At 62.8% G+C, this 24,312-nt stretch carries 18 protein-coding genes and 1 riboswitch; all 18 genes read left to right on the forward strand.

Annotated features, from left to right (window positions below):
• The first annotated feature begins 83 nt into the window (after positions 1-83).
• The 18 genes from VQ071_RS19700 (at position 84) to VQ071_RS19785 (ending at position 24,300) form a co-directional block, all read left to right on the forward strand.
• The gene (locus VQ071_RS19700) at positions 84-698 is read left to right on the forward strand and encodes a polysaccharide deacetylase family protein (protein WP_340515882.1); all 615 of its coding nucleotides are present in this window, start codon (positions 84-86) and stop codon (positions 696-698) included.
• A gap of 613 nt (positions 699-1,311) precedes the next feature.
• Positions 1,312-1,355: riboswitch (PreQ1 riboswitch) on the forward strand.
• A gap of 132 nt (positions 1,356-1,487) precedes the next feature.
• Positions 1,488-2,153: a 7-cyano-7-deazaguanine synthase QueC gene (gene queC, locus VQ071_RS19705; RefSeq protein ID WP_340515883.1), complete on the forward strand. Its 666-nt coding sequence runs from the start codon at positions 1,488-1,490 to the stop codon at positions 2,151-2,153.
• Positions 2,153-2,617: a 6-carboxytetrahydropterin synthase QueD gene (gene queD, locus VQ071_RS19710; RefSeq protein WP_340515884.1), complete on the forward strand. Its 465-nt coding sequence runs from the start codon at positions 2,153-2,155 to the stop codon at positions 2,615-2,617. The genes queC and queD overlap by 1 nt, the downstream gene beginning before the upstream one ends.
• Positions 2,610-3,368 (forward strand): 7-carboxy-7-deazaguanine synthase QueE, encoded by a 759-nt coding sequence (gene queE, locus VQ071_RS19715; RefSeq protein ID WP_340515885.1) that lies wholly within the window; start codon positions 2,610-2,612, stop codon positions 3,366-3,368. Before queD ends, queE begins: the two co-directional genes overlap by 8 nt.
• Before the next feature lie 34 nt (positions 3,369-3,402).
• Complete coding sequence (gene queF, locus VQ071_RS19720) at positions 3,403-3,900, forward strand: preQ(1) synthase (RefSeq protein ID WP_340515886.1); 498 nt, start codon at positions 3,403-3,405, stop codon at positions 3,898-3,900.
• 379 nt (positions 3,901-4,279) lie between these two features.
• Positions 4,280-7,927 (forward strand): PA14 domain-containing protein, encoded by a 3,648-nt coding sequence (locus VQ071_RS19725; protein WP_340515887.1) that lies wholly within the window; start codon positions 4,280-4,282, stop codon positions 7,925-7,927.
• A 145-nt stretch (positions 7,928-8,072) separates the two neighbouring features.
• The gene (locus VQ071_RS19730; RefSeq protein WP_340515888.1) at positions 8,073-10,325 is read left to right on the forward strand and encodes a helix-turn-helix domain-containing protein; all 2,253 of its coding nucleotides are present in this window, start codon (positions 8,073-8,075) and stop codon (positions 10,323-10,325) included.
• A gap of 150 nt (positions 10,326-10,475) precedes the next feature.
• Positions 10,476-13,046 carry a glycosyl hydrolase family 28-related protein gene (locus VQ071_RS19735; RefSeq protein WP_340515889.1) on the forward strand — a complete coding sequence of 857 codons (2,571 nt, stop codon included), beginning with the start codon at positions 10,476-10,478 and terminating at the stop codon, positions 13,044-13,046.
• Positions 13,047-13,070: 24 nt separating this feature from the next.
• Positions 13,071-14,003: an ABC transporter permease gene (locus VQ071_RS19740; RefSeq protein ID WP_340515890.1), complete on the forward strand. Its 933-nt coding sequence runs from the start codon at positions 13,071-13,073 to the stop codon at positions 14,001-14,003.
• A 19-nt stretch (positions 14,004-14,022) separates the two neighbouring features.
• Positions 14,023-14,907 carry a carbohydrate ABC transporter permease gene (locus tag VQ071_RS19745; RefSeq protein WP_340515892.1) on the forward strand — a complete coding sequence of 295 codons (885 nt, stop codon included), beginning with the start codon at positions 14,023-14,025 and terminating at the stop codon, positions 14,905-14,907.
• Positions 14,908-14,946: 39 nt separating this feature from the next.
• Positions 14,947-16,599, forward strand: a complete 1,653-nt coding sequence (locus VQ071_RS19750; protein ID WP_340515893.1) for a hypothetical protein — start codon at positions 14,947-14,949, stop codon at positions 16,597-16,599.
• Positions 16,600-16,621: 22 nt separating this feature from the next.
• Positions 16,622-17,542, forward strand: a complete 921-nt coding sequence (locus VQ071_RS19755) for a creatininase family protein (protein ID WP_340515894.1) — start codon at positions 16,622-16,624, stop codon at positions 17,540-17,542.
• Positions 17,539-19,449, forward strand: a complete 1,911-nt coding sequence (locus tag VQ071_RS19760; RefSeq protein ID WP_340515895.1) for a hypothetical protein — start codon at positions 17,539-17,541, stop codon at positions 19,447-19,449. The genes VQ071_RS19755 and VQ071_RS19760 overlap by 4 nt, the downstream gene beginning before the upstream one ends.
• Positions 19,403-20,401, forward strand: a complete 999-nt coding sequence (locus VQ071_RS19765; protein WP_340515896.1) for an aldo/keto reductase — start codon at positions 19,403-19,405, stop codon at positions 20,399-20,401. The genes VQ071_RS19760 and VQ071_RS19765 overlap by 47 nt, the downstream gene beginning before the upstream one ends.
• 14 nt (positions 20,402-20,415) lie before the next feature.
• On the forward strand, positions 20,416-21,420 hold the full coding sequence (locus tag VQ071_RS19770) for a Gfo/Idh/MocA family protein (RefSeq protein ID WP_340515897.1): 1,005 nt from the start codon (positions 20,416-20,418) through the stop codon (positions 21,418-21,420).
• Positions 21,417-22,406 (forward strand): Gfo/Idh/MocA family protein, encoded by a 990-nt coding sequence (locus VQ071_RS19775; protein WP_340515898.1) that lies wholly within the window; start codon positions 21,417-21,419, stop codon positions 22,404-22,406. Before VQ071_RS19770 ends, VQ071_RS19775 begins: the two co-directional genes overlap by 4 nt.
• 50 nt (positions 22,407-22,456) lie before the next feature.
• Entirely contained in the window at positions 22,457-23,530 is a 1,074-nt protein-coding gene (locus VQ071_RS19780; RefSeq protein ID WP_340515899.1) for a Gfo/Idh/MocA family protein, read from the forward strand.
• Positions 23,527-24,300, forward strand: a complete 774-nt coding sequence (locus VQ071_RS19785; RefSeq protein ID WP_340515900.1) for an SDR family NAD(P)-dependent oxidoreductase — start codon at positions 23,527-23,529, stop codon at positions 24,298-24,300. The genes VQ071_RS19780 and VQ071_RS19785 overlap by 4 nt, the downstream gene beginning before the upstream one ends.
• Positions 24,301-24,312: the final 12 nt, after the last annotated feature.

A 24,312-nucleotide genomic window follows, 5' to 3' on the forward strand; every position in this document is an offset into this window, starting at 1 on the left:
GATCGGCAGGACAGGCGGGTGTACGGCCTGTCGATACCGGGACCGGCTGCCAGAGCAATAGTTGAGAGAAGGTGGCTGAAGTTATGGAGATCATTCATCGCGTGCCGACATCGCAAAAGGCGATTGCTTTTACATTCGACGACGGTCCGCATCCGATTTATACGCCGCAGTTGCTGGACATTTTCGAAGCGGTATCCGGCCGTGCCACTTTTTTTATGATGGGCAAGCAGATGGAGCTGCATCCCGAGACTGCCCGGGAAGTCCACGCGCGGGGCCATGAGATCGGCAACCATTCGTACACCCACCCGTATATGACGCAGATCGGCCCGGACGCATGCGAGCGCGAGCTCTACGATACGGACAGCTTGATCGCTCGGGTGACAGGCTCCCGGCCTGCGGTCATGCGACCTCCATATCTCGACTATAATTCGGAAGTTCACGCGATTACGGCCAAACTGGGTTATCAGGTCATAGGCGCGCTCAACGGAGAAGCGAGAGATTGGGAGATGCCCGGCGTAGCGCATATTCTCGATGCCACCCGCAAGCAGGTGGGATGCGGCAGCATCCTTCTTTTTCATGACGGATTCGGGGACCGGTCTCAGACGATCGAAGCCGTTCGAATTTTGTGCAAAGAATTAACGGAGGAAGGCTATAGGCTTGTAACGGTCAGCGAGCTTCTGCAAATGTCGGACTCGTAATTTCGAACCTGGCGCCCATCCTGTTCCATTTTGCGGACAGTCCCACTATCCCATTGGCTCAGACGGAGCTGAAGCGGCTCCAGATCAGGGCAATCGCATCTGCATGGGTCAGGTCGCGGAGCTCGACACATCGTCTTGTTTTTTATTGCCATCCCACTATCCCATCGGCTCAGCTCGTAGGGATCGCAGGCGTTTGAAGCTGGGTTCGCCGAATCGGCAACAACGCGCATTGCCGCATCGGCTTCTGAGCCGATGGGATAATGGCACGGGATGCGCGATCGGACATAGAGCTGAGCGGATGGGATAGTGGCACGGCATGTGCGATCGGGCATAGAGCTGAGCGGATGGGATAGTGGCACGGGATGTGCAGTCGGACATAGAGCTGAGCGGATGGGATAGTGGCACGGCATGTGCGATCGGACATAGAGCTGAGCGGATGGGATAGTGGGATGACGGAGAAAAAAGGTGCTGGCACGCCGCCAGATTCTAATATTTGGAATACGATTGCCATCTGGCGGCTGCTGGCGAGGACTTGTCCGAGTGTGGTATAGTACCTACCGTACAACTAAAGAATAATTCCGGGCGAGGCCGTTCTGCCCGAACGGCGGCAGCGCCGGGAGAGGTTCGCGAACTCCCTCTATAAAAAACTATGCAAAAGCGGCGGTCCGTTATGGACGCTGTCGTTTTTGGCGTTCGGCGCGAAGCGGCTCTCAGCCCGCTTCGCGCCGATTCTTTAGGAACGGGAATTCAGAGATCTCTCTCCTGATGCCCAACGAGGAGAGTGCAGCGATGAAGCGGGAAAAAGCGGTCGTCGTATTCAGCGGCGGCCAGGACAGCACGACCTGTCTGTTCTGGGCGAAGGAACGATTCGCCGAGGTGGAGACAGTAACTTTTAAATATGGCCAGCGGCATGCGCTGGAGACGGAGATCGCCGCCGATATCGCGGCGGAGCTCGGCGTCCGCCATCATCTGCTCGATATGTCGCTGCTCGGGCAGCTGGCGCCGAATGCGCTGACCCGGGACGATATTGTGATTGAGCATGAGGAGGGGGCGCTGCCCACGACCTTTGTGGACGGCCGCAATTTGCTCTTCCTTAGCTTCGCTGCTGTACTCGCCAAGCAGGTCGGCGCCAAGCATATCGTGACCGGCGTCTGCGAGACGGACTTCAGCGGCTATCCGGATTGCCGCGACGTGTTCGTCAAGTCGTTGAACGTGACGCTGAATCTGGCGATGGACTATCCGTTCGTCATCGATACGCCGCTCATGTGGCTAAACAAAGCGCAGACATGGGAGCTGGCGGACAGGCTCGGCGCGTTTGAATTTGTAAAAGACCGCACGCTGACATGCTACAACGGCATTCCCGCCGCAGGCTGCGGAGAATGTCCGGCCTGCAAGCTGCGCAAGCGCGGCTTGGACGAATATATGGCGACGTCCGGACGGGGAGGCGTGCGCTGATGCTGCAGCAGATCTACCCTGTCGCCCCGCATCCTTACCGCTATGAGCTGAACAAGGATTTTCAATTTGCCGCCGCGCATTATGTCCCCGCCGAGGAAGCCGGCAAGTGCAGACAGCTGCACGGCCATACGTACTTCGTCAACGTGACGGTAGCCGGAGATGAACTGGACGGTGCAGGTTTCCTCGTGAACTTTTCCGATATCAAGCGGCTTATCCACGCACGGTTCGATCACACGCTGCTCAATGACGATACGGTCAGCTTCAGCGCCGAGGAGCCGGACCGATATCCGACGACGGAGGTGGTGGCGCGGACGATCTGCGAGCTCGTGCAGAGCTACCTGGACGGGCGGCCGAATTATCCCGTATGCCTGCAGGTGTTCGTGCGGGAGACGCCGACCAGCTACTGCGTGTACAGGCCATGGCCGAAGGTCAACAGGCGACCGGCGGGAGACGCTCATGCTTAAGCCGGCTTCGAACGTGCAGGACAGCCGCGAGGCTCGCATTCCCGTCATGGAGATTTTCGGTCCGACCGTGCAGGGCGAAGGCATGGTCATCGGGCGAAAGACGAAGTTCGTCCGCACGGCAGGCTGCGACTATCGGTGCGCCTGGTGCGACTCCGCCTTCACCTGGGACGGCACCGGCAAAGACGATATTCGGATGATGACGCCGGATGAGATCGTTGCCGAGCTGGCCATGCTGGACGGCAGCCCGCCGGATCATGTGACACTGTCGGGCGGCAACCCGGCGCTGCTGGGGCAGCTCGGCGCGTTGATCGACGCGCTCCATGGCGCAGGCGCGATCGTCGCCCTGGAGACGCAGGGCAGCCGCTGGCAGGACTGGTTCAGACAGATCGACGAGCTGACGCTGTCGCCCAAGCCGCCGAGCTCGGGCATGTCGACCGACTGGGAGCGGCTGGGGGAGATCGTCGACCGGCTCGCAGCGGCCGGCAGCGAGTTCAGCCTGAAGGTCGTCGTGTTCGACGAGACGGACCTGACGTATGCAGGCGAGGTACATCGGCGCTATCCCGATGTTCCATTCTTCATGCAAGCGGGCAACGGCCTGCTCGGCGAGCAGGACCGGGAGCGGCTGCTGCCCTACCTGCTGGCAAGGTACGAATGGCTGGTCGAACGAGTCATGTCCGACCCCGGGCTGCGCCGCGTTCATGTGCTGCCGCAGCTGCATACATGGATATGGGGCAACAAGAAGGGTGTATAGCTGCGTATAAATGCAAAAATGGAGGACGAAGTCGATGGCGGGAAGAAGCAAGGAAGAGCTGTCGGGCGTATCGCTGCTCGGCAATCAGGGCACCGAGTATAGAAGCACGTACGCACCCGATGTGCTCGAAGCGTTCGACAACAAGCACCCGGGCAGAGATTACTTCGTCAAGTTCAACTGTCCCGAGTTTACGAGTCTGTGCCCGATGACAGGCCAGCCTGACTTTGCGACGATCTATATCTCTTATATTCCCGACGTGAAGATGGTGGAAAGCAAGTCGCTCAAGCTGTATTTGTTCAGCTTCCGCAACCACGGAGACTTCCACGAGGACTGCATGAACATCATTATGAACGATCTGATCGGCCTCATGTCGCCCCGCTATATCGAAGTATGGGGCAAGTTCACGCCGCGCGGCGGCATCTCCATCGATCCGTATTGCAACTGGGGCCGTCCGGGCACCAAGTACGAGGCGATGGCCGAACACCGGCTGATGAATCACGATCTGTATCCGGAAAAGGTGGACAATCGGTAAGTTGCACGATAGAAGCGAAAAAAAATACGCGACATAAGAGGCTGCGTTCGACGGACTGCTGGACAGACCGTCGAACGCAGCCTTTTGTTGTCTGTCATGCCTTCCTCCGGTAGGGCTTTTTGGAACTTTGTGGACATATCCCCTGAGCCTCTCGAAAAAGTTCGGAACGGACGCATATTGTAGCAATTGGTCAGTGTGCGTTGGATTGTCGCGGAAGTATGATGGTGTTGCCGGCGACAGGCCCGTCGGAAAGGCAGGACGGACAAGCAGCTGCCGGACAAATAGCGAAGGGGGGCGGGAAGGCGGCAGTATCCGCATCCAGATTGGAAAGCCGAGGCAATTCGCCCTATCATTCAAATCCATGGGAGGAATGCAACTGATGAACGGAAACCGATCCAGGCATCTTGGATGGAAAAGCGGCCTCTATGCACTGGCCGCGCTGCTGCTCCTGCTGACGGCTTGGCCGTCTGGCCCGGGCTTGTTGAAGCCCGGCGTCGCTCACGCCGGACCGAACGACGTCCCGCTGCCGCCGCCGACCGAGTGGACGGCGCCAAGCGGCGCACCGACTGCGCCGGGAGACGACTACGGCATCACCTTCGCTTCGCCGGCGGTCACGGTGGCCCCGAACGCGCCGGCTATCGCGGAATGGACGAAGACCGTGAAGCCGAACGAGACATTCACGCTGAGCGGCGTCCGCTTCACTCAGCAGACCGGAGCCGCGGCGGGAAGCGACACGACGGTGTGGCTCTGGGCGGCAACCTCGACGGGCGGCGTGCTGACCAAAGCCCAGCTCGTCACCGTGTCGGATACGGTGCTGCAGGCGATCGTTCCCGCCTCCGTGCCGTTCGGCATGTACCTCGTATGGGTGGAGAACGGGACGGGGCCCTCCAGTCCGATCGCGCTTAACCGGCCGGAGCCGGGGTGGATGGGCCCGTTCGGCAATACGGCCGCGCCGGGCTCGACCAAACGGCTGTTCGGCAAAAATCTGTCCAAAAACCACGGCACTGCAAATAGCTATGTGTATCTGCAGCCTGCGGCGGGCGGCGCCTTCACGGCGGCGGCCGTGACCTCGGTTGAGCCGTATGCGGTCGCATTTACTGTGCCTGCGGGACTGGCGGCGGGCAGCTATAAAGTCTACTTGCATTCAGGTCAGGGCGGCGCCTACGGATGGAGCTCGCCGCTGACGCTGAACGTCGCCGCCGCCTGGACGCGCGGCACGACAGAGACGATCGTCGCCCCGGCCGGCGGCGGCGCCGACGACGCGCCTGCCATTCAGGCGGCCATCGACGCGCAGACCGCGAATGCGAACGGCGGCACGGTCCGTCTCCAGGCGGGCACATATACGCTGAAAAACGAGATCGATCTCAAGGACAACGTCCGCCTGCTCGGCGCAGGCAAGACGGCGACCGTGCTGAACATTGATCATACGAACATGAAGCCGACGGGCATTCTGATCATCGGCCAGCATACGACGCTGCAGGACTTCAAGCTTGTGCAAAAAGCAGGGTCGAACCAGCCGCAATACGGGCCGATCAAGACGAACTTCCCCGGTCCGTATGCGGACATCCGGCTGCTTAATCTGATCATCAGCGCCGATGCCAATACGAAGGGCGGCACGGTCGACATCCGGACGTCCGGCGGCGAGATATCGGGCTCCGATTTTTACCGCGAGCTCACCCTGTCCGGCTCCGACTTCTGGGTGCACGACAACAACTTCTACGGCGGTCCGTACGGCGGCGCCAACGTCGCGGAGACCGAGGCCGCCACGTATACGGACGGCAACAACCTGCTCATGGAGCATAATCATTTCGAGACGCAGAACTGGCCGACCGATGCGAACGGCAGCAAAAATTACTTGAACTTTGTGAATCCGAACGATCTGCAGTACAAAGTATGGGCGAAGCGCGTCTTCTACTCGGCGCCGCAGTTCGGCTCGGTCGAGAACTCGTATATCGCCTGGAATACCGGCACGGACGTCGCGGTAGACGACAATCGCGGCGAGCTGATATTGTTCCACGGGATTCCGAGCAAGGTATACGCGCAGGTCGCGTCTAGCGCCGGTACGACGCTCACGATCCGCACCGACGGCAAGATCGATGGCCAGGCGCGCAATGTGGACAACATGCCGGCCATCAGCTCCGTGCCCGACAATATCGTGCACGGACAGCTCGACAATCAGGCCTATGTGGTCATCATGAACGGCACCGGCATGGGCCAGGCGCGCAAGATCGTCAGCCACACGAGCACGACGGTGACGGTCGACAAGCCTTGGCGCGTGCAGCCGGCGGCGGACAGCAAGATCACGCTGACTTATCTGTCCAAAGACCATATCGTGTACAACAACAATATCAATGCGTTCCCGGCGGGGTACGATTTGTTCTACTCGGCCAGCACAGGACCTGACGCAGACGGCAACGCCTGGGGCTTCGCGGCCGAGGGCAATATGACCAACCGGACGTATGGCGGCCGGGTGCTCGGGGGCTACAGCACGGGGCCCGGATACTGGAACGAGCAGCGCGACGAGACGGCGAACAATGCCGTCCACAGCGGCATGAATCTGGTCGCCTGGGCGTTCGAAGGCTACGACTTCCTCGGCCCGTCCGTGCTCGGCTCCTATTTCCGCGGCGGCTCGGCGAACGTCACATCGGCGCAGAACGGCGCGGCCTCGGGCCCGCCTGCGCTGTTGAACACGCAGATCTCGCCGTATGAGGGTCAGGAGATCGCGGCCGGCCGCAATGCGATCGTCGGCAGCGGCTTCGAGGGCGTCACCGGAAGCGGCTCGACGCTCGGCGCGCGGGCGGAGCAATGGACGCAGGTGCTGTTCCGGAACAACAACGTATCGGTGCAGGCGAATCCGAACGTCTCCTATGCGGCGCGTCCGTTCGAGATTCGCAAGGACAGCGATCCGTATCTGATCTCGAACAGCTACGCCGGCGGCTCGTCCGTCTATGTGAAGACTAACGTCAGCACGCTGGGCGATCGTCCGACGCCGCTGCTTCGCGTGGCGCAGTTCCAGGGCGCGGTCGGATCTTCGCTCGGCAGCATCTCGATTCCGGTGGCGAATACCGGCATCTCGCCGATGACCTGGACGGCATCCGCATCGCAGTCCTGGATCACGGCGACGGTCGGGACGGGCGCTTCGCCGCTCGCGGCCGAACAGCCGACGGGTACGCTGGATGTGTCCGTCAATACGAGCGGCATGGCGCAAGGCACGTATAACGGCACGGTCACGATCACGACCGGCAGCGGCCGCACGGCCACGGTCGGCGTGAAGCTGATTCTCGGCAATGGCTCCGGCGGCGGAGACACCCAGGCGCCTGCGGCGCCGACGGGGCTGACGTCCCCGTCCAAGACATCGTCGTCGGTCAGCCTGTCGTGGACAGCATCGACGGACAATGTGGGCGTGACGGGCTACGATATTTATCGCGGCACGACGCTGGCGGGTTCGGTGAACGGGACGACGACTTCGTTCACGGACACGGGCCTTGCGGCGAGCACGGCGTACACGTATACCGTCAAGGCGAAGGACGCGGCGGCGAACGTGTCCGCGGCGAGCAATGCGGTCACGGTGACGACGGACGCGCCCGCAGGCGGAGGCACCGGTACCGGCCTCACCGGCGAGTATTACAACAACATCGACTTCGTCGGCTTGCGCAATACGCGGGTCGATCCGACCATCAACTTCGATTGGGGGACTTCGATACCAACCGGCATCGATCTGGACGCGGCCGATACCTACTCCGTCCGCTGGACCGGCCAGATTGAAGCGCCGGCCACCGGCACCTACACGTTCACGACGACGAGCGACGACGGCGTGAAGCTATGGGTGAACGGTACGATGGTTATCGACCACTACGGCGATCATGCGGCGAGCGATCGGAGCGGCACGATCTCGCTGACGGCGGGCACGAAGTATACGATCAAGATCGAGTACTACAACAATCAGCCCGGCGCGGTCATGAAGCTGTACTGGGAATATCCCGGGCAGGCCAAGCAGATCGTGCCGCAGAGCCGGCTGTATCCTTAATACGAACGCTGGAGCGAGCCTCCGATCCCGTGCGGGATCGGAGGCTTTTTTCAGGATAAGTCTCTAATCTTCCGGAAAGTCAGTCATGCGCAGGTCCCGGATTTGTTACAATGAAGGCGCATTCTAATCGTTCGGGGGGATCGGCATGAAAGCAAGGCGCAGGTCGAACTCAAGCTATGCCAAGCTGCTCGGTATCCTGCTCAGCATCGCGATCATCCCATGTCTGTTGATCAGCGGATTGGCTTATTATGTCTCTATCGAAAATGCCAAAAAGCAGGCGGTCACTTATTCCGGTCAGTATCTCGACCTGATCGTCGAATCCCACTCCGCCTTGCTCCAGCAAGCGAAGGGCCTCCTCTACGAGCTCATGCTCAACTATGACAATTACAGCGAGATTCTCCGGCTCAAGCCGCAGTCCGCCGATGCGCACAATCTGGTCCAGGCGCTGGAGAAGAAAAAGCTGTCCAGCGATTCCTACCTGAAAACGTTCTACTTTGTAGACAACCGCTCCCGCATTGTCTACACCTCCGCCGACTCCTCCATTTATACGTTCGACGACTACCCGGACACCGGTCTGCTCAACCTGCTCGAGCAGCCGAACGACATGCTCCGCCTCAACGATTTGTTCCCGCGGCTGACCGGCAACGGGGATCAGATCGCTTCATACGTCGTGCGCTATCCGCTCACCGGTCCCGCTTACGGGTATCTGATCGTCGATCTGGATCTCAGCCATATCGTCAATCCGGACGGGGACGGCCGGGACTACGGCGGACATCTGCTCATGCGGAACAGTCACGGCGATCTCGTGAACCAGGACCAGGAGGCTTGGCTCGAGCGGGTCAAGACGCACCCGGGCGACTTCGTGGTCATTCGCGACCGCTCCGCCGACGCCGGCCTCACCTACGAATTCGCGATCCCGCGCAGCCGGATTACCGCCGACAACCGGCTGCTGCTGCTCAGCATCCTCTCGATCTGCGCCGTCATCGTATTGCTGGAGGCCGTCGCGGCCTGGTTCAGCTCCAAGCGGCTGTATACGCCGCTCAACAATCTCGTGAATTATATTCGCCAACTGGCGCCCGAGCAGGAGGAGCAGGAGCACGCGGAACCCGAGAATGCGGACGACGAGTACCACTACGTGCGGCGGGTCGTCACGCGAATGAACCTGCAAAATACCGATTATATGAAAACATTCCATGCGAACGGCCTGCTGTTCAAGCAGCGCCAGCTCTCCAGGCTGCTGCTCGGCGAGACGTCAGCCTACCGGCGGATGGTCGTGCCGGACAAACTGAGATTGCGCTTCGCGCGCGGCGCCTTCACGGTCATGGTGCTCGAAGCCGGCGGCAGCGAGGAATTCAAGGAAAGACGGACGGCGCTCGAGCAGGAACTGCTGCTGTATGCGGTGACGAACATCGCCGAGGAGCTGCTGAGGAAGGAATGCGAAGCCTTCTCCGCGCCGATCGACGCCGGGCGGGCCGTCGTGCTGATCAATCACGATGCGCCGTACGAAGGGGTCTCATTCGAGGAGCTTGGCCGTCAGCTGCAGGAGCAGGTCCGGCATTATCTGAAGCTGACGCTCAGCATCGGCATCGGGGGCAGCTGCGCATCCGAGGAGGAGATCCCGCGCTCGTACGAGCAAGCGCAGCGCGCGCTGTCGCACAAAGTCTATTACGGAAAAGGCAGCATTCTGAACGCCGACAAGCTGTCCGACGCGCCGGATTCGCAGCGCAAGCTCGTATCGTGGGCGGATATCAGGGAACGGCTCAAGGTCCGGCTGCAGAGCTCGGAATGGGAGCCTGCTCGGGAGATGATCGCGGAGCTGGCGGATGCGTCCGCATTCGTCGGGATGACCGAGACGGATCTGCAATTGTTCTACCTGCAATTTACGGCCTGCCTGTCGGATCTGTGCGCCGAGTTTTCCGTTCCGTTCGAGGAGCTGACGGAGAGCGGGGGCCTCGCGGGTCTGAGCGCAGCTCGCATCGCGTCGGTCGCCGAGCTGGAGGCCGAGATGGAGGCGCTGACGCTGCGCCTCCACGAGCGCATCCAATCGACGAAGGATCATATCCACCAGGAGCTGATCGAGCAGATTCTTCATTATATTACGGAGCATCTCGACCAGGACCTGACGCTGGAGGCGATCGCGGAGAAGGTCTACATGCATCCGGCCTATCTCAGCCGAATCTGCAAGAGCCTCACAGGCAAAGGGCTCGGCGAACAGATCGTGCAGGCGCGCGTCGACCGCGCCAAGCATTTGCTGTCCGGCACGAACAAAAGCATCAACGATATATCCGCCATGATCGGCTATACGAACCCGCGTGCGTTCTATCGGCTGTTCAAGGATTATACGGGCCTCACGCCGGGCGAATTCCGCAAGCGAGAGGGCTTGAAGAACGTCAAATAAGCGGTTTTGGGCGCTGATATGCGAAATGGTCCGTTTCCAAAACCGGCTGCCGACCCTAGGATGAAGGCGATGGACGAAGGCTCTGCGGCCATCTCGGAGCGCATGCGGAGTCGAGGCGTCCTCGCTATCCGATGGGGGAGGGAACAGAGGATGAGAGGGAAAAAATGGAGCGCGCGAGCAGCTGTGTTAACGCTGGCGTTCGCCGTCCTGGCGACGATGCCGGGGCTCGGCTACGGCCAGGCAAGCGCGCAAGCGGAAAAGGCTGCGGCGCCTGCGATCGCCTATGCGACGGAAGGCGTGGACGACGGCGGCACGTTCGTGCTGACCGGCGACGGCTTCACGGCCGACGCGCAGGTGTGGCTGTACCGGCCGGCGAAGGATGACGCGGCCAAGCTGAAGCAAGCGTTCGGCCAAGCCGCTGCGCTGCCGGCGCAGCCGCCGACGGATGCCGTGCAGGCGGAGCTGATCGGCAAGCCTGAAGCGCATCTGCTTGCCGCAGGCCAGATCGGATATCCGAATCTGTCGCCGAGCGATGCCGTCGTCCCGACGATCGTGTGGGTGAAGACGGCTGCGGGATACTCCAAGCCTTATATGCTGAACCGGCCGGAGATTTACTTCGTGTCCGCGGCCGCGGCGCTGCCCGGCGAACGCGTGCGCGCCTTCGGCCGGAACCTGGAGACGAAGTTCGAGGTGGCGGGAGCGGACTACGATCTGCCGGTCGCGCTGCGCAGCAAGACATCCGGCAAAGTCCTGTGGGCCCAGACACTCATGGAGGAAACCCAGGAACAAGCCAACGTCAAGCAGCATGTGCTGAACATCCTCATCCCCAAAGAAGCGGCGCCCGGCGATTACGAACTGTTCGTCCATACGCTGTACGGCGGTGCGGCGGGCTGGAGCGATCCGGTGCAGCTCCGCATCGCGGCCTCGCGCGACCCGGTCGCCAGGCTGGCGGCCGACAGCGACGCCAAGCTGGCGACGCCGGCACAGGCCGCCGCCGGCAAGAACGGGATCCGCACGGAGGCGGTCAAAGGTCTGAACGCCGACGGCGTCACGGACGATACCGACAAGGTGCAGAAGGCGATCGCCAAGCTGGCTTCGCAGGGCGGCGGCATCGTCATTCTGCCGCCGGGCAATATCGCGATCTCCAGGACGATCCGCGTCCTGCCGAACGTCGTGCTCTCAGGCTCGGGCAAGGCCGCCACCCAGCTCGTCGTCTCGCCCGATCGTCCGCTTGAAGGCGCTTTCCCAATCGCGAGCATGTTCGCTTCTCCCGATTGGGTGCACGGCTTCGCCGGCGACTACGGTCCCTATCTCAAGGACCGCGTGCCGATGGTGTGGATGGACGACAAGACCGGACTGCAGGATCTGTCCGTGCTGACGGGCGGCGGCGCCGATATCGGCGTGCTCGTCGGCAACGAGGATCCGGCCAGAATCGTGCGGGACACGTTCATCAAGCGCACGGAGATCGTCAACCGCCACATGCTCTACTTCCCACCGCAGGAAGGGTGGGGCGCGTATATGGGCGGCGTGCTTGTCGTCTCCGCGACCGAAGGCTTCACGATGACCGACAATCGGGTGACGGGCGACCAGTCGCTGTTCATGCAAGCCGCGTCGGCGCCGCACCGGCATGCGCGCATCGCGAACAATCAGTTCGAGACGGCCGTGAACAACAGCTCGGACAATATATTCGTCAATGCGATTGCGGACTCGATCATCGAGAACAACCGCATCGACAACGGCGGACGCGCGATCACGTCGCAGATGGGCATGTGGCGCAACTGGATCTCGGGCAACGTCATCAGCCATACGGGCGGCCGGGCCAACGGCTCCGAGATGCTCATGTCCGAGGACGGCTACGTGACGCCGCTGCTGTCGGCCAAGGCCGTATCGGCCACCGATACGACCGTGGCGCTCGCCGCTGACCTGCCGCCGGCGGCCGGAGCGATCTCGTCGACCGCGGTCGAATACTATGCGTTCGTCGCCGACGGCAAGGGCATGGGCCAATACCGCAAGGTGACGGGCAATCCGGACGCCAGAACGCTGAAGCTGGCCACAGCCTGGACGGTTCAGCCGGATGCCACGAGCCGTATCGACGTCATCCGGGCCGCCGTCAAAAACCTTTTCGTCAACAACTGGATCAGCGACTCCCGCGGCAATCTTCAATTTTCCTACGGCGCCGGCCTCGACAATGTCGTCGCGGGCAATCAGATCAACAATGCGGGCAGCATCACTGTATTCGGCGGCGTCGAGGACTGGACGGACGCGAAGAAGCCGTATCTGGCCATCACGGCCTACAATCAGGTATACGCCAACTTCCTCGCCAACGCGGGCGGCATCTACCTGAAGGGCAATGTCGGCAAGGATCACGCGTACGGAGATGCCGTGCTGACGGCGACGGGCGGATTTTTTGCGAATCGCGTCACCCGCAATCAGATCTGGTCGCGCTCGATGTCCGGCGATATCAACCAATATTACAACGTCTGGCTGCAAGGCAAGGACAAAGGCATCGAGAATGAAGGCGCGATCGATGTCAGGGATGCGGCATTCACCGTCATCGAGGGCAATTATATCGACGACGCGGCCATCGGCATCCGTCTTAGCGGCGGCAAAAGCGCGATTGTTCGGAGCAACCGCATGGACGACGTGACGGACCGCATCGTCGAGCAGAACGGCTCTGCGGGCACCTTCAAGCAGGCGCCTGCATGGGAATCGCCGTACTGACGCCAGGCAGGGAGGAGTACTAGCATGGAGAACGTCAATCCCCGCGCCGCGGGGCCGATCAAGCAGCTGATCAGGCAATGGCAGCTCACATTCATGCTGCTGCCCATGCTGATCCTCGTCATCTTGTTCTTGTACGTGCCGATGGGCTTTCTCGTTATCGCCTTCAAGGACTACAACATCGGCAAAGGCGTCTGGGATAGCCCGTGGGTCGGCTGGGCGCATTTCCACAAAATATTCGCTTATCCGGACATCGCGCGGCTGATCCGCAATTCACTTGTCATCAGCCTGCTGACGCTCGTAACCGGATTTATCGGACCAATCTTCCTGGCGCTTCTGTTTAATGAACTGCGGCGGGGACGTTTCAAAAAATTCGTACAGACGGTCAGCTACTTACCTCACTTTTTCCCGTGGACGATCGTCGCCGGCATCATCCTGCTCTTTTTCTCCATCGACGGCGTCGTGAACGGGCTGCTCGAGTCGTGGGGCGCGAGCAAGCCGACCGGCTTCCTCACGCAGCATACGAGCTTCATCCAACTGCTCGTCGCCTCCAATCTGTGGAAGGAAATCGGGTGGGGCACGATCATCTACATGGCGGCGATCGCCGGCATCAATCCGAGCCTGTACGAAGCCGCGGTGATGGACGGCGCGGGCAGGTGGCACCGGCTGTGGCATATTACGATGCCGGGGATGCGGCCGGCGATCAGCATCTCGCTGATATTTGCCGCGGGCAGCCTCATGTCGGTCAACTTCGACCAGATCTACAACCTGTACAATCCGCAGGTGTACGAATGGGCGGACGTCATCGATACGTATATCGTCCGCGCGGGCGTCATCGGCATGCAGTATAGCCAGACCGCTGCGATGGGGCTGTTCAAAGGGGTGATCGGACTCGTCCTGATCGTGCTCGCCAACTGGACGGTCCGCCGGATGACCGACCGTGAATACTCGGTGTTCTGACACAGAAAGGAGGGCATCCATGGTCTCGGGGGACACGCGCCGATCGGGGTTCGACTACTTGAATATCGTCCTCATGGCCTTGTTGTGCGCATGTACGATTTATCCATTTCTGTATATTCTCAATATCTCGCTCAGCTCCCCGGAAGCCGCGTCTCAGGCGGGCCTTCATTTGTGGCCGCAGGGGATGAGGTTCACCGCCTACCGCGGCATCCTGGACGACCGCCACTTTCTGCGGAGCTACGTCAACATTATCGCGGTTACGGCGATCGGGACCTTTCTCGGGCTGCTCGTGTCGGCCGCTGCGGCTTATACGCTCTCCCGCAAGCGGTTCCCGCTGCGCAAGTCGATCCTGTTCCTGCTGACGGTCACGATCGTCTTCAACGGCGGGCTGATTCCCTATTATCTGGTGGTCCGTTCGTTCCATCTGATCGACACTTGGGTCCCTCTCTGGCTGCCGGTCATGACCGGCGTGTTCAACGTCGTTATTTTGAAAAACTTCTTTCTGGCGGTGCCCGCGGAGCTGGAAGAGTCGGCCAAGATCGACGGCGCCTCGGACTTCCGGATATTCGCAGGCATCGTCGTGCCGCTCTCGAAGCCGGTGCTTGCCACCGTAGGCTTGTGGCTCGCGGTCCAGCTGTGGAACGACTGGTTCACGCCGTATTTGTACATCAACGATCCGAACAAGGTGACGCTGCCGCTCGTGCTGCGCAAGTATGTCGTCGAGAACGATCTGACCCAGGTCGGGAGCTTCGCGGCAGCCATCGCGAACGTCACCGACCGTCCGATCCCGACGCAGATCGTATCGGCCGTCATCGTCGTTTCGATCCTGCCGATGCTGATCGCTTATCCGTATATTCAGCGCTTTTTCGTCAGCGGCATCGTGCTCGGTTCGGTCAAGGAATAAAGGAATGACTTTTCATTCGATAGAGAGGGGAACACAACCATGAACAAACGAATCTATACGATCGCATCGGTCCTGCTGGCGGCATCGCTCGTCACCGCAGGCTGCTCGGGCAACAACAACGGAGGCAACGCTTCGCCGAGCGCGAGCGGCAGCGGCGCGTCCCCGTCCGCTTCGCCGTCGGCAAGTGCGGATGCGAGTCCGAGTGCGGCCGCAAACGACAAGCCGATCACGATCAGCTGGCACGGGAACTTCCAGGACGAGATCGACGCCGACGGCACCATCGAGCAGGAGATCGAGAAGAAGTTCAATGTGGATATCAAGTATATCAACGCCAAAAACGACAAGCTCCCGCTGCTCGCATCCTCCAACGACATGCCGGACGTCATGCGTCTGCCGGACCCGAAGGATGTGACCGAATACGCCAAGGCTGGCCTGCTGCTCGAGCTTCCCGTAGAGACGCTGCAGCAAAAAATGCCGACGGTCTACGAGTCGATCAACGCTGTCAACCCGGATCTGTGGGGACTGACCAACTACGACGGCAAAAACTACGCGATCCCGCAGTATATCAAGTATATTACCTGGGACACGGCGATGAAATGGCGCAAAGATATTCTCGATATCGCGGGCGTAGCCGGGACGCCGGCGACGATCGATGAGTACGACGCGGCCTTCCAGGCTGTCAAGGCGAAGGAAAAGGACATCATCAAGGCGACGAATCCAACGCTGAAAAAGCTGTATATGTTCTCGGGAACCGACATCGCCTACGCCTGGAACCAATTCTCCTGGCTGTTCGGTGCCTATGGTTCGATGCCGGGCACATGGCAGCTGGACGACAGCGGCGCGGTCGTGCGCGGCGAGCTGCTGCCCGGCACCAAGGATGCGCTGGCCAAGCTGAGCGAATGGTACAAGGCAGGCTACATCGACCCGGCATTCGTCACGGACAAGGGCGAGCAGTTCAACGGCAAGTGGGAGAAAGGGCAGTATCTGGTCAACGGCTCCAACGGGTTCATCAGCGATGCCGTGCCGCTCAAGGCCGGCAGCCCCGAGATTCCCGGAGACGTGCGGCTCAAGGCGAACGTGCCGAACGCGGCGAGCGCCTGGACCAAGTCGCCGGCCGGTCCGAACGGCCAGCAGGGCTTCTTCTCCTGGGGCCCCCGCCAGAACTTCGTCGCCCTGTCGTCCCGTCTCAAGGACGATCCGGAGAAGCTCGACCGGGTGCTGACGATGCTCGAATCCGTCGCCAGCGACGAGCAGCTGTGGCTGACCGCCGCTTACGGCATCGAGGGCGTATCCTACAAGATCGGCGACAACGGTCTGCCGCAGTATATCAAGCCTTACGACGACCGCAAGACGCCCGACGGCAAGAAGATGGGCGCGCTCGGTCCGGGAGCGCCGTTCGCGCCGTTCGCCAATACGGAGGTCACGAACAAGTTCACCGATCCGGACGTCGCCACGACCTGGACGAATCTGACGACCGACAAGTCCGACGTGCTGTTCGGCCTGCCGCTGCCGTCGACGCAGGAACTTGATCAGCGCAACCAGGAAAAGTGGACCGATACGATGATCAAGATCATCACCGGCGAAAAGCCGCTCAGCTATTATGACGACTATGTCAAATGGTTCGGCGACAACGGCGGCGCGAAGTGGACGCAGGAGGCGAACGATCTGTACGTCAAGCAGTTCAAGAAATAGCGCAACCGGGAGGATGACGGTCTTGGAATTGCTCAGGATGAGGCCGGACCAGCTGCGGGAGGCGGTGCGGCGGCGTCTGCCGCTACTCGTCCCCGCAGGGGTCGTTGAGTATCACGGACCGCATCTGCCGCTCGGCACCGACGTTCTGATCCCAGTTCGCCTCTGCGAGGAGATCGCGCGCCGGGAGCCGTGCGTCGTCGCGCCGGCATTCCCCTATGGGCCGACGCTCTCCTGGGCGGGGGGCGCGTACGAGGGGGAGATGGACTTCGACCCCGAGCCGTTTTTTGTCTACGTCCGGGAGACGCTGCGGCGGTTCGTGTACATGGGATTCAGACGCATCTATGTCATGCAGTATCACCAGGGCGAGGACGGCCTGCAGCGGCTGTGCGTCAAGCGGGCGGCCGGAGAGGTCGTCCGGGAGCTGACCGGCGGCTTCGGCGAAGGCTGGGGGAGACGCGATCCGGGCACGCTGCCGGTACCCGATCCGTTCGGGCTGATCCGGGTCGCCGGGCTCGACGATTATGCCGGACGGGCGACGGATGGCGGGGATCGGCTGCCGATCGGCCATGCGGGCAAGGGGGAAACCCAGCTCGTCATGGCCGCCGCGCCCGAGACGGTGGAGCTGGGATTGCTCCGCGAGGCGCCGGACCCGTCCGGCCCGCTCCCGGTCTGGCTGTCGGATGCATCGGACGCGGATGCGGAGGATGGGGAGCGCTGGCTGGCGTACTGCGTCGCCGGATGGGTGGACCGGCTGAGATCGGATGCCGCCGCCTCGCACAGTGCGGACGACGGCGGGGGCGGTGCGGCAGACGAAAGGGCTGATGCGGCTGACAAAGGGGACGGAGCGGACGGAGGCGGGAACGTGCACATGGGAGAACAAGAAGCCGGCGGGCAAAGCCGGATTGCGAAGCGGAAGTCCGATATAGACGGAGGAAGCCTATGAAAGTCATCGCCGGAACCGCAAAGATGGATTCGCCGCCCCGGTGGGCGGTGCTGGAGCGGGAGCTGCTGGCCGCCATGGAACGGGTGTGGGAGCCGGTCATGGCCAAGTACGTGCTGCCGGACGGGCGGCTGATGTGGCCGCCGCTGCCCGGTCACGAAGGCATCGATGCCCTGGACGACGCGTACGAGAGCTTTCACAATTGGCCGCTGCTGTACCTGCTCGGCGGCAGCGAGCAATACTTGCGCCTGTCCGAGCGCGAATATGACGCCATCACGGCGCAGTTCGCCGGATACGGGACGGGCCACGGCCATCCGATGGTCGTCAAGGAGTACGAGCAGGGCTACGACTGGTTCCACCAAGGGGAGGGCTATCTGTTTTTTTATCATTTGAATCTGGCGAATCCGGGCGGCGCGCGGCAGCGGGAGCGCGCCGTCCGCTATGCCGGCTTTTACCTGAACGAAGATCCGGCAGCCGCGAATTACGATGAGCGGCGGAGGCTGATCCGCTGCGCGCATACCGGCAGCATGGGGCCGGCCTACCGGAACTTCGACGGCAAGCCGTGGATCTACGAAGAGTGGAAGTCCTTCTATGGCCTGCCCTTCGCCGACGTGCCCGGTTGCGGGACGATCGAGGATATCCGGGAACCCGCAAACGCAGCCGCCATGGGCGAAGCGATGCGCGAGCGGATGTCCCGCGGGGACGTCGTCGCGAATCTCGCCGCCACGACGATGGTGACGAATGCCTACCTGCATACAGGAGCGGAAAAATACCGCGACTGGGTGCTGTCCTATGTGGAGGCGTGGATGGCGCGCGTGCGGGACAACGGAGGCATCGTCCCGGATAATGTCGGCCTGTCGGGACAGGTCGGGGAATATACAAACGGCAAGTGGTACGGCGGCTACTATGGCTGGACCTGGCCGCACGGCTGGCTGTCCGTGGGCGACGCCATGCTCGTCGCTGCGGAGAATGCGACGCTGCTGTCGGGCGATACGTCGTATTTATCGTTCGCAAGGGAGCAGATCGATCAGCTCGCGGCGCGGGGCGTGATGCAGGGCGGGACGCTGCGCGTGCCGTACAAGTACGGCGATCCCGGCACATACCGCTACCGGCTATGGATCGAGGGGGTCGCGATGCAGGATGACGGGGACCTGCTGTGGCGGGACGGGTGGTTCGAGTTCCAGCCGATGGACGCGCGCTATCCGGTCCATCTGTGGCATCTGTCCCGGGAGGCGGGCGATTGGGAGCGGGTCAAGGCGCTTCGCAACTACGACAAGCGCGACTGGGAGCGCGTCCTGCCGAAGCCCGCGAAGGATCTCGGCGGGCATGAGGCCGCCTGGGCGGAATATTTGAACGGCGGCTTCCCGGATTATCCGGAGCGCATTCTGGCGTACAATCTCGGTCAGGTGGCGGAGCGGCTGCGCTTCATGGCGGAGGATGAGCAGGACCCGCTCACCTATACGGACTCGTACCTGCAGGCGAGAAATCCGGTCACCGTCGAAGGGCTGGTCCACCTGACGATGGGAGCGCCGCTGCCCATGTACAACGGAGGCCTGCTCATGGCCGTGTTCGCCTATGCCGATCCGGCGCGGGGGCGCCCGGGATTGCCCGAAGACGTCGCCGCGCTGGCGGAGGAGATCGGCGGCGAGCATGCGGTATTGCGCCTCGTCAACCTGAATCCGGACGGCGCCAGGCGCGTCGTCGTGCGTGCGGGCGCTTATGGCGAGCACCGATTCGAGAGAGTCCGGTATGCGGATGCGTCCCATCCGGGCGAAGTCCGCACGGAGGAGATCGGCGCGGCCGCGTTCGAAGTCGTGCTGCCGCCGTACTCGCATATGAGACTGGAGCTGGAGATGAAGCGATTTGCGAACAGACCTTCCTACGGCGCATACGCCGTCTTACATCGATGAAGTGAGTCGCTACTATCTGAAAAGCGGCGCGGCGCGGATTCCGTACGGAATCGGCTGCGCCTGGCTGGGCAGACAGGGGACGGAGGGAGAGGCGCTGCGCCGGGATCTGAGCGTGCTGGATGCCGCCTATGCCCGCAGCTTCCGGTACTTCGACACATCGTCCGCATACGGCGAGAGCGAGATCACGCTCGGCGTCTATCTGAGCGCGCTCGGCGCAGCGCGGGACGGGCTGTTCGTGGCGACCAAGAGCCGGATCCCGGCAGCGCTGGACGCCCGCGGGGCGCGTGAGCATGTGAGGCGGCAGATTGAAGCTAGCCGCATGCGGCTTCAGACCGACGTCATTGATCTGTACCAGATTCATGATGTCGACGGACTGGACGAGACGACCGCGCCGGGCGGGGCGATCGAAGCGCTGGAGGAGGCGAAGCAGGCTGGCAAGATTCGCTATGCCGGCCTCGCGACCCGGAATCTCGAATTGCTCGCTGCGGGCGCGGGGGACGGCAGATTCGACACGGTGCTGACCTATTCGGACTATACGCCGATCGATCAGACCGCGTCGGAGCTGATCCTGAAGGCGGGCAGCCGCGGCGTCGGCGTGATCAACGGGACGCCGCTGTCCGCGGGCCTGCTCGCCGGCGGCGATCCGGCGGCCATGTCCGTCCCGCTGTGGCACGCGGAGTCGGTCCTGCGCCAACGCCGCGCGGCATCGTTGTATCGGCTGTGCAGCGGCCTGGACGTATCGATGCTCCATGTGGCACTGCAATATCCGCTCCGGTGTGCGGGCATCCATATGAATCTGACTGGTCCTTCGACGACGGAGGAGCTGGACGCCGGCTGCGCCGCCATGCTGGCGCCATTGCCCGATTCATGCTGGCAGGCGATAGATGAATGGAACGCGGCGCGGCTGTCCGAACCTGCCGAACCTGCCGAACCTGCGTATCCGGACGAATGAGAGGAGGAATCGCTGTGAAAATAGCCGTAATCGGCGCGGGCGGCATGGGGCGCATTCATGCCGAGGCGCACAGAAGCAACCTGGCTGTCCGGCTCGCCGGCATCGTCGATGCCGATCCGGCGGCCGCTGCGAGATTGGCGTCGGATACGGGCGCAAGGCCGTATCCGACGCTCGAGTCGTTGCTCGAAGCCGAGCAGCCGGACGTCGTGGACATCTGCCTGCCTACGCCGCTGCACAAAGCATATGTGCTCAAGGCCGCGGCGTTCGGCAAGCATGTGATTTGCGAGAAGCCGCTCGCGGGCAGCATCGCGGATGCCGAGGAGATGATCGAGGCTTGCGAAAAGGCGGGCGTGAGGCTGTTCGTAGGCCATGTCCTCCGTTTTTTCCCCGAATACGCGAAGGCCAGGGACGTGATTGTGTCCGAAGCGCTCGGACAGATCGCGACCGTGCGGACCGAGCGGGTGAGCGCGGCGCCGACCGGTCGCGACGGCTGGTACGCCGACTATGCCAAGTCGGGTGGCGTCCTGCTCGATCTGCTCATCCACGACTTCGACTGGCTGCGCTGGACGTTCGGGGAGATCGAGCGCGTCTATGCCAGGAGCGTCGCGGCGGCGCGGCCCGACCATGCCTTCGTATCGCTGCGATTCGCCAGCGGGGTCATCGGCTATGCGAGCGGCTCCTGGGCGTATCCCGAAGGATTCGCCACCCGCCTTGAGGTCGCGGGGCAAGGCGGAATTCTGAGTCTCGACTCCGAGGAGGCGGCGACCAACCGCAATCTGCTGCGCGCCGCGGAGGCGGGGCGGCCGTCGGTCCAGGTGCCCGGCAGCCCGCTGTTCAAGAGCCCGTACGAGGAGGAACTGGCGCATTTTGTCGCCTGCCTCGCCGACGGGACCGAGCCGGTCGTGACGGCCCGCGATGCGCTGGAGGCGCTGCGCGTCAGCCTGGCGGCGATCCGGTCCGCAGCCACGGGCGAGGCCGTGACGCTGTCGTCTTGCGAAGGGAGGCAAGGAATCGCATGAAGCCGAAGATCGCACTGCTTGGAGCCGCGCACGGCCATATGTACAGCTACGCCGCGGCATTGCGCCGTCTGGGCGCGGACATAACGGGCGTCGCGGACGAATCGGAGCCGCGGGGCCGGGAGGCGGCTGCGCGCCTCGGAACGTCATGGGCGCGCGACGCGCAGACGCTGCTCGCCTCGGATGCGGACGCGGTTATCATCTGCGCCGAGAACAGCGGTCACGCGGCGTTCGCGGAGGAAGCGGCGCAGGCGGGCAAGCATATGCTGTGCGAAAAACCGCTGGCGGATTCTGCGGAGGGAGCGGCGCGGATCGTCCGTGCCGCGCGCGAGGCCGGCGTCAAGCTGATGACCGCCTTTCCGTGCCGGTTCCATCCGGCGGCCGCGGCGATGAAGCGGGACGCGAAGGCGGGCGTATGGGGCGAGCTGCTGGCGATCCAGGGCGCGAATCGCGGTACGATGCCGAGCGGCTGGTTCGTCGACCGGACGCTGTCGGGGGGAGGGGCGATCATCGACCATACGGTGCATGTCGTCGACCTGATGCGCTGGATCATGCCGGGCGCAGAGGTGAAGGAGGTGTACGCGGAGAAAGGGACGCGGATGCACGACCTTGCGGTCGAGGACTGCGGGCTGCTCGTGCTCTCCTTCGACAACGGCGTCATCGCCTCGCTGGACCCATCGTGGTCGCGCACCGCCTCCTATCCGACATGGGGCGACGTGAAGCTTGAGCTCGTGGGCACGGCGGGCGTCGGCCGGGTCGACCTGTTCCGGCAAAACCTCGTGCTGCACGAGGACCGGACGATGCGCACGTCCTGGAAGAACTGGGGCTCCGACATGGATCTCGGACTCGTAGCCGAATTTATCGGATGCATCCGGGAAGACCGGCCGCCGGCCGTCACGGGAGAGGACGGGCAGCGGGCGCTTCTCGTGGCGCTGGCGGCATACGAATCCGCCGCGTCCGGACAGCCGGCGCGCGTCGCTGCGCCATGAGCGGGGCCGTGCCCGCTGCTGCATCTGTGTCCGCTTCCGCGTCTGCGCCTGTGTCCGGCAAGCGTCGGCTGCTGTTCGTCGGCTATGAAGGGTTCGAGCACTGGACCGGGCATCCGCTGGCCGAGCCGGTCGGACGCGTGGATCTTTACGGCGAGCATGCGAGCGAGGGAGAGCGCGATCGGGCAGGGGCGCATTGGCCCGAGTCGTTGCGGATATGCCAGGCCTATCCCGATCTCGACACAGCGATCGCCCTGGCGAGGCCAGACGCGGCCGTCGTCAGCGTCCCCGGCGGCGCCAAGACGACGGTGGACGCCGAGGCGCTGCTGCTCGCGCGCGGCGTAGATGTACTGGCCAAGAAGCTGCGCCTTGGAGACTATCGCGACATCGAGCGGCTGCGCGCGGCTTCGGAGGCGGGCCCAGGCCGCTTGTTCGTCGGTGAGCATTACCGCCAGCTGCCGCAGGTCGAGGCGCTGCGGCAGTTGCTCGCGGCGGGCAAGCTCGGCCGGATCTGGTCGGTCACCTGGCGATGCAGGCTGCCTTATGAAGCATACGACTGGATGCGCGGCTATCGGCATCTAGCGCTGGAGGACCTGGCGTACCATCACTTCGGCGTACTGCACGATGTGCTCGGCTTTCATGCGGAGCGGCTGTACGCGCAATCGTTCGAGCCGCCGGGTTCGACTGCCGGCACGATGACGGCCGCTTCGGCGCTCGCGGATACGGCGGAAGGCTACCGGCTCAACTATCAGCTGCTGTGGTGCTCGAGCCAGAAGCCGTTCGGCTACTTCGGGGAAGCCGTGTTCGAAGGCCGTCAGGTGACGGCCCGACTGACGGATGAAGGGCTTGAGATCTACTCCGACGCGGGTCGAAAAAAGCGGATCGACGTCGGTGAGGTGCGCTATCAAGGCGCATGGGGGCCGCTCATCCAGTGGCTGGACGAAGGGGCCGGAGCGTTCGCGGGAATGACGCCGCTCGGCGGCGCGTCTCTGTTCGGCGCATTCGAGCCGGTGCTCGGAGCAATCTCGCTTGCCGTCCGCTCGGCGGAGACGGGGCAGGCATGCGTCCGGGCTTGGCCGGAAGTATCCGCAGGCGGCACCGACAGGAGAGAGGGGGAGCAAGCATGAGACTGAAGGGGAAGGTGGCGCTCATCACGGGCGCAGGCTCTGGTATCGGACGCGCGACGGCGACGCTGTTCGCCCGCGAGGGGGCGCATGTCCTCGTGAACGATGTGGATGCCATTGGCGGTGAAGAGACAGTCGCATCTATAATAAAGCAGGGCGGCGAGGCGGCTTATCTGCAAGCCGATGTCACCGATCCGGATGCGGTGGCGTCGATGGCAGCGGAGGCGATACGCCGCGCAGGCCGCGTCGACGTGCTGTTCAACAATGCGGGCATCAGCGGCGTCGGCATGCTGCACGAGATCGAGCCTGATGCCTGGGATCGGGTGATGCGCGTCAATGTGCGGGGAATCTATCTGCCCTCGAAGCATCTGCTGCCCCATATGATGGCGCGAAGGAGCGGCGTCATCATCAATATGTCGTCCTGCGTCGCGGAGATCGGCCTCGCGCGGCGCGCCTCCTATGCGGCATCGAAGGGGGCGGTGCTGGCGCTGACGAAGGCGATGCAGGTCGACTATGCGCCTTACGACATACGCGTCAACGCGATCCTGCCGGGCACGATTCTGACGCCGTTCGTCGACCGCTACTTGAAGACGTCGTACGAAGATCCGGACGCGGCGATCGCCTCGCTCAAGGCGCGCCAGTTGAGCGGAGAACTGGGACGCCCGGAAGATGTCGCACAGGCCGCGCTCTTCCTGGCATCGGACGAGGCGCGATTCATGATGGGGTCGCCGCTCTATGTGGACGGCGGCGTCGTATTCGGCAAAAACGCCTGAAATGAAAAGCAA

It is taken from the genome of Cohnella sp. 56, assembly GCF_037963805.1.
Lineage (GTDB): Bacteria > Bacillota > Bacilli > Paenibacillales > Paenibacillaceae > Cohnella.

What these genes read in the sequence shown, in the direction of transcription:
- queE (WP_340515885.1), top strand. Translation starts at nt 2,610, where the DNA reads ATGCTTAAGCCGGCTTCGAACGTGCAGGACAGCCGCGAGGCTCGCATT.
- VQ071_RS19775 (WP_340515898.1), top strand. Translation starts at nt 21,417, where the DNA reads ATGAAGCCGAAGATCGCACTGCTTGGAGCCGCGCACGGCCATATGTAC.
- queF (WP_340515886.1), top strand. Translation starts at nt 3,403, where the DNA reads ATGGCGGGAAGAAGCAAGGAAGAGCTGTCGGGCGTATCGCTGCTCGGC.
- VQ071_RS19760 (WP_340515895.1), top strand. Translation starts at nt 17,539, where the DNA reads ATGAAAGTCATCGCCGGAACCGCAAAGATGGATTCGCCGCCCCGGTGG.
- VQ071_RS19735 (WP_340515889.1), top strand. Translation starts at nt 10,476, where the DNA reads ATGAGAGGGAAAAAATGGAGCGCGCGAGCAGCTGTGTTAACGCTGGCG.
- VQ071_RS19785 (WP_340515900.1), top strand. Translation starts at nt 23,527, where the DNA reads ATGAGACTGAAGGGGAAGGTGGCGCTCATCACGGGCGCAGGCTCTGGT.
- VQ071_RS19750 (WP_340515893.1), top strand. Translation starts at nt 14,947, where the DNA reads ATGAACAAACGAATCTATACGATCGCATCGGTCCTGCTGGCGGCATCG.
- queD (WP_340515884.1), top strand. Translation starts at nt 2,153, where the DNA reads ATGCTGCAGCAGATCTACCCTGTCGCCCCGCATCCTTACCGCTATGAG.
- queC (WP_340515883.1), top strand. Translation starts at nt 1,488, where the DNA reads ATGAAGCGGGAAAAAGCGGTCGTCGTATTCAGCGGCGGCCAGGACAGC.
- VQ071_RS19745 (WP_340515892.1), top strand. Translation starts at nt 14,023, where the DNA reads ATGGTCTCGGGGGACACGCGCCGATCGGGGTTCGACTACTTGAATATC.
- VQ071_RS19700 (WP_340515882.1), top strand. Translation starts at nt 84, where the DNA reads ATGGAGATCATTCATCGCGTGCCGACATCGCAAAAGGCGATTGCTTTT.
- VQ071_RS19730 (WP_340515888.1), top strand. Translation starts at nt 8,073, where the DNA reads ATGAAAGCAAGGCGCAGGTCGAACTCAAGCTATGCCAAGCTGCTCGGT.
- VQ071_RS19740 (WP_340515890.1), top strand. Translation starts at nt 13,071, where the DNA reads ATGGAGAACGTCAATCCCCGCGCCGCGGGGCCGATCAAGCAGCTGATC.
- VQ071_RS19725 (WP_340515887.1), top strand. Translation starts at nt 4,280, where the DNA reads ATGAACGGAAACCGATCCAGGCATCTTGGATGGAAAAGCGGCCTCTAT.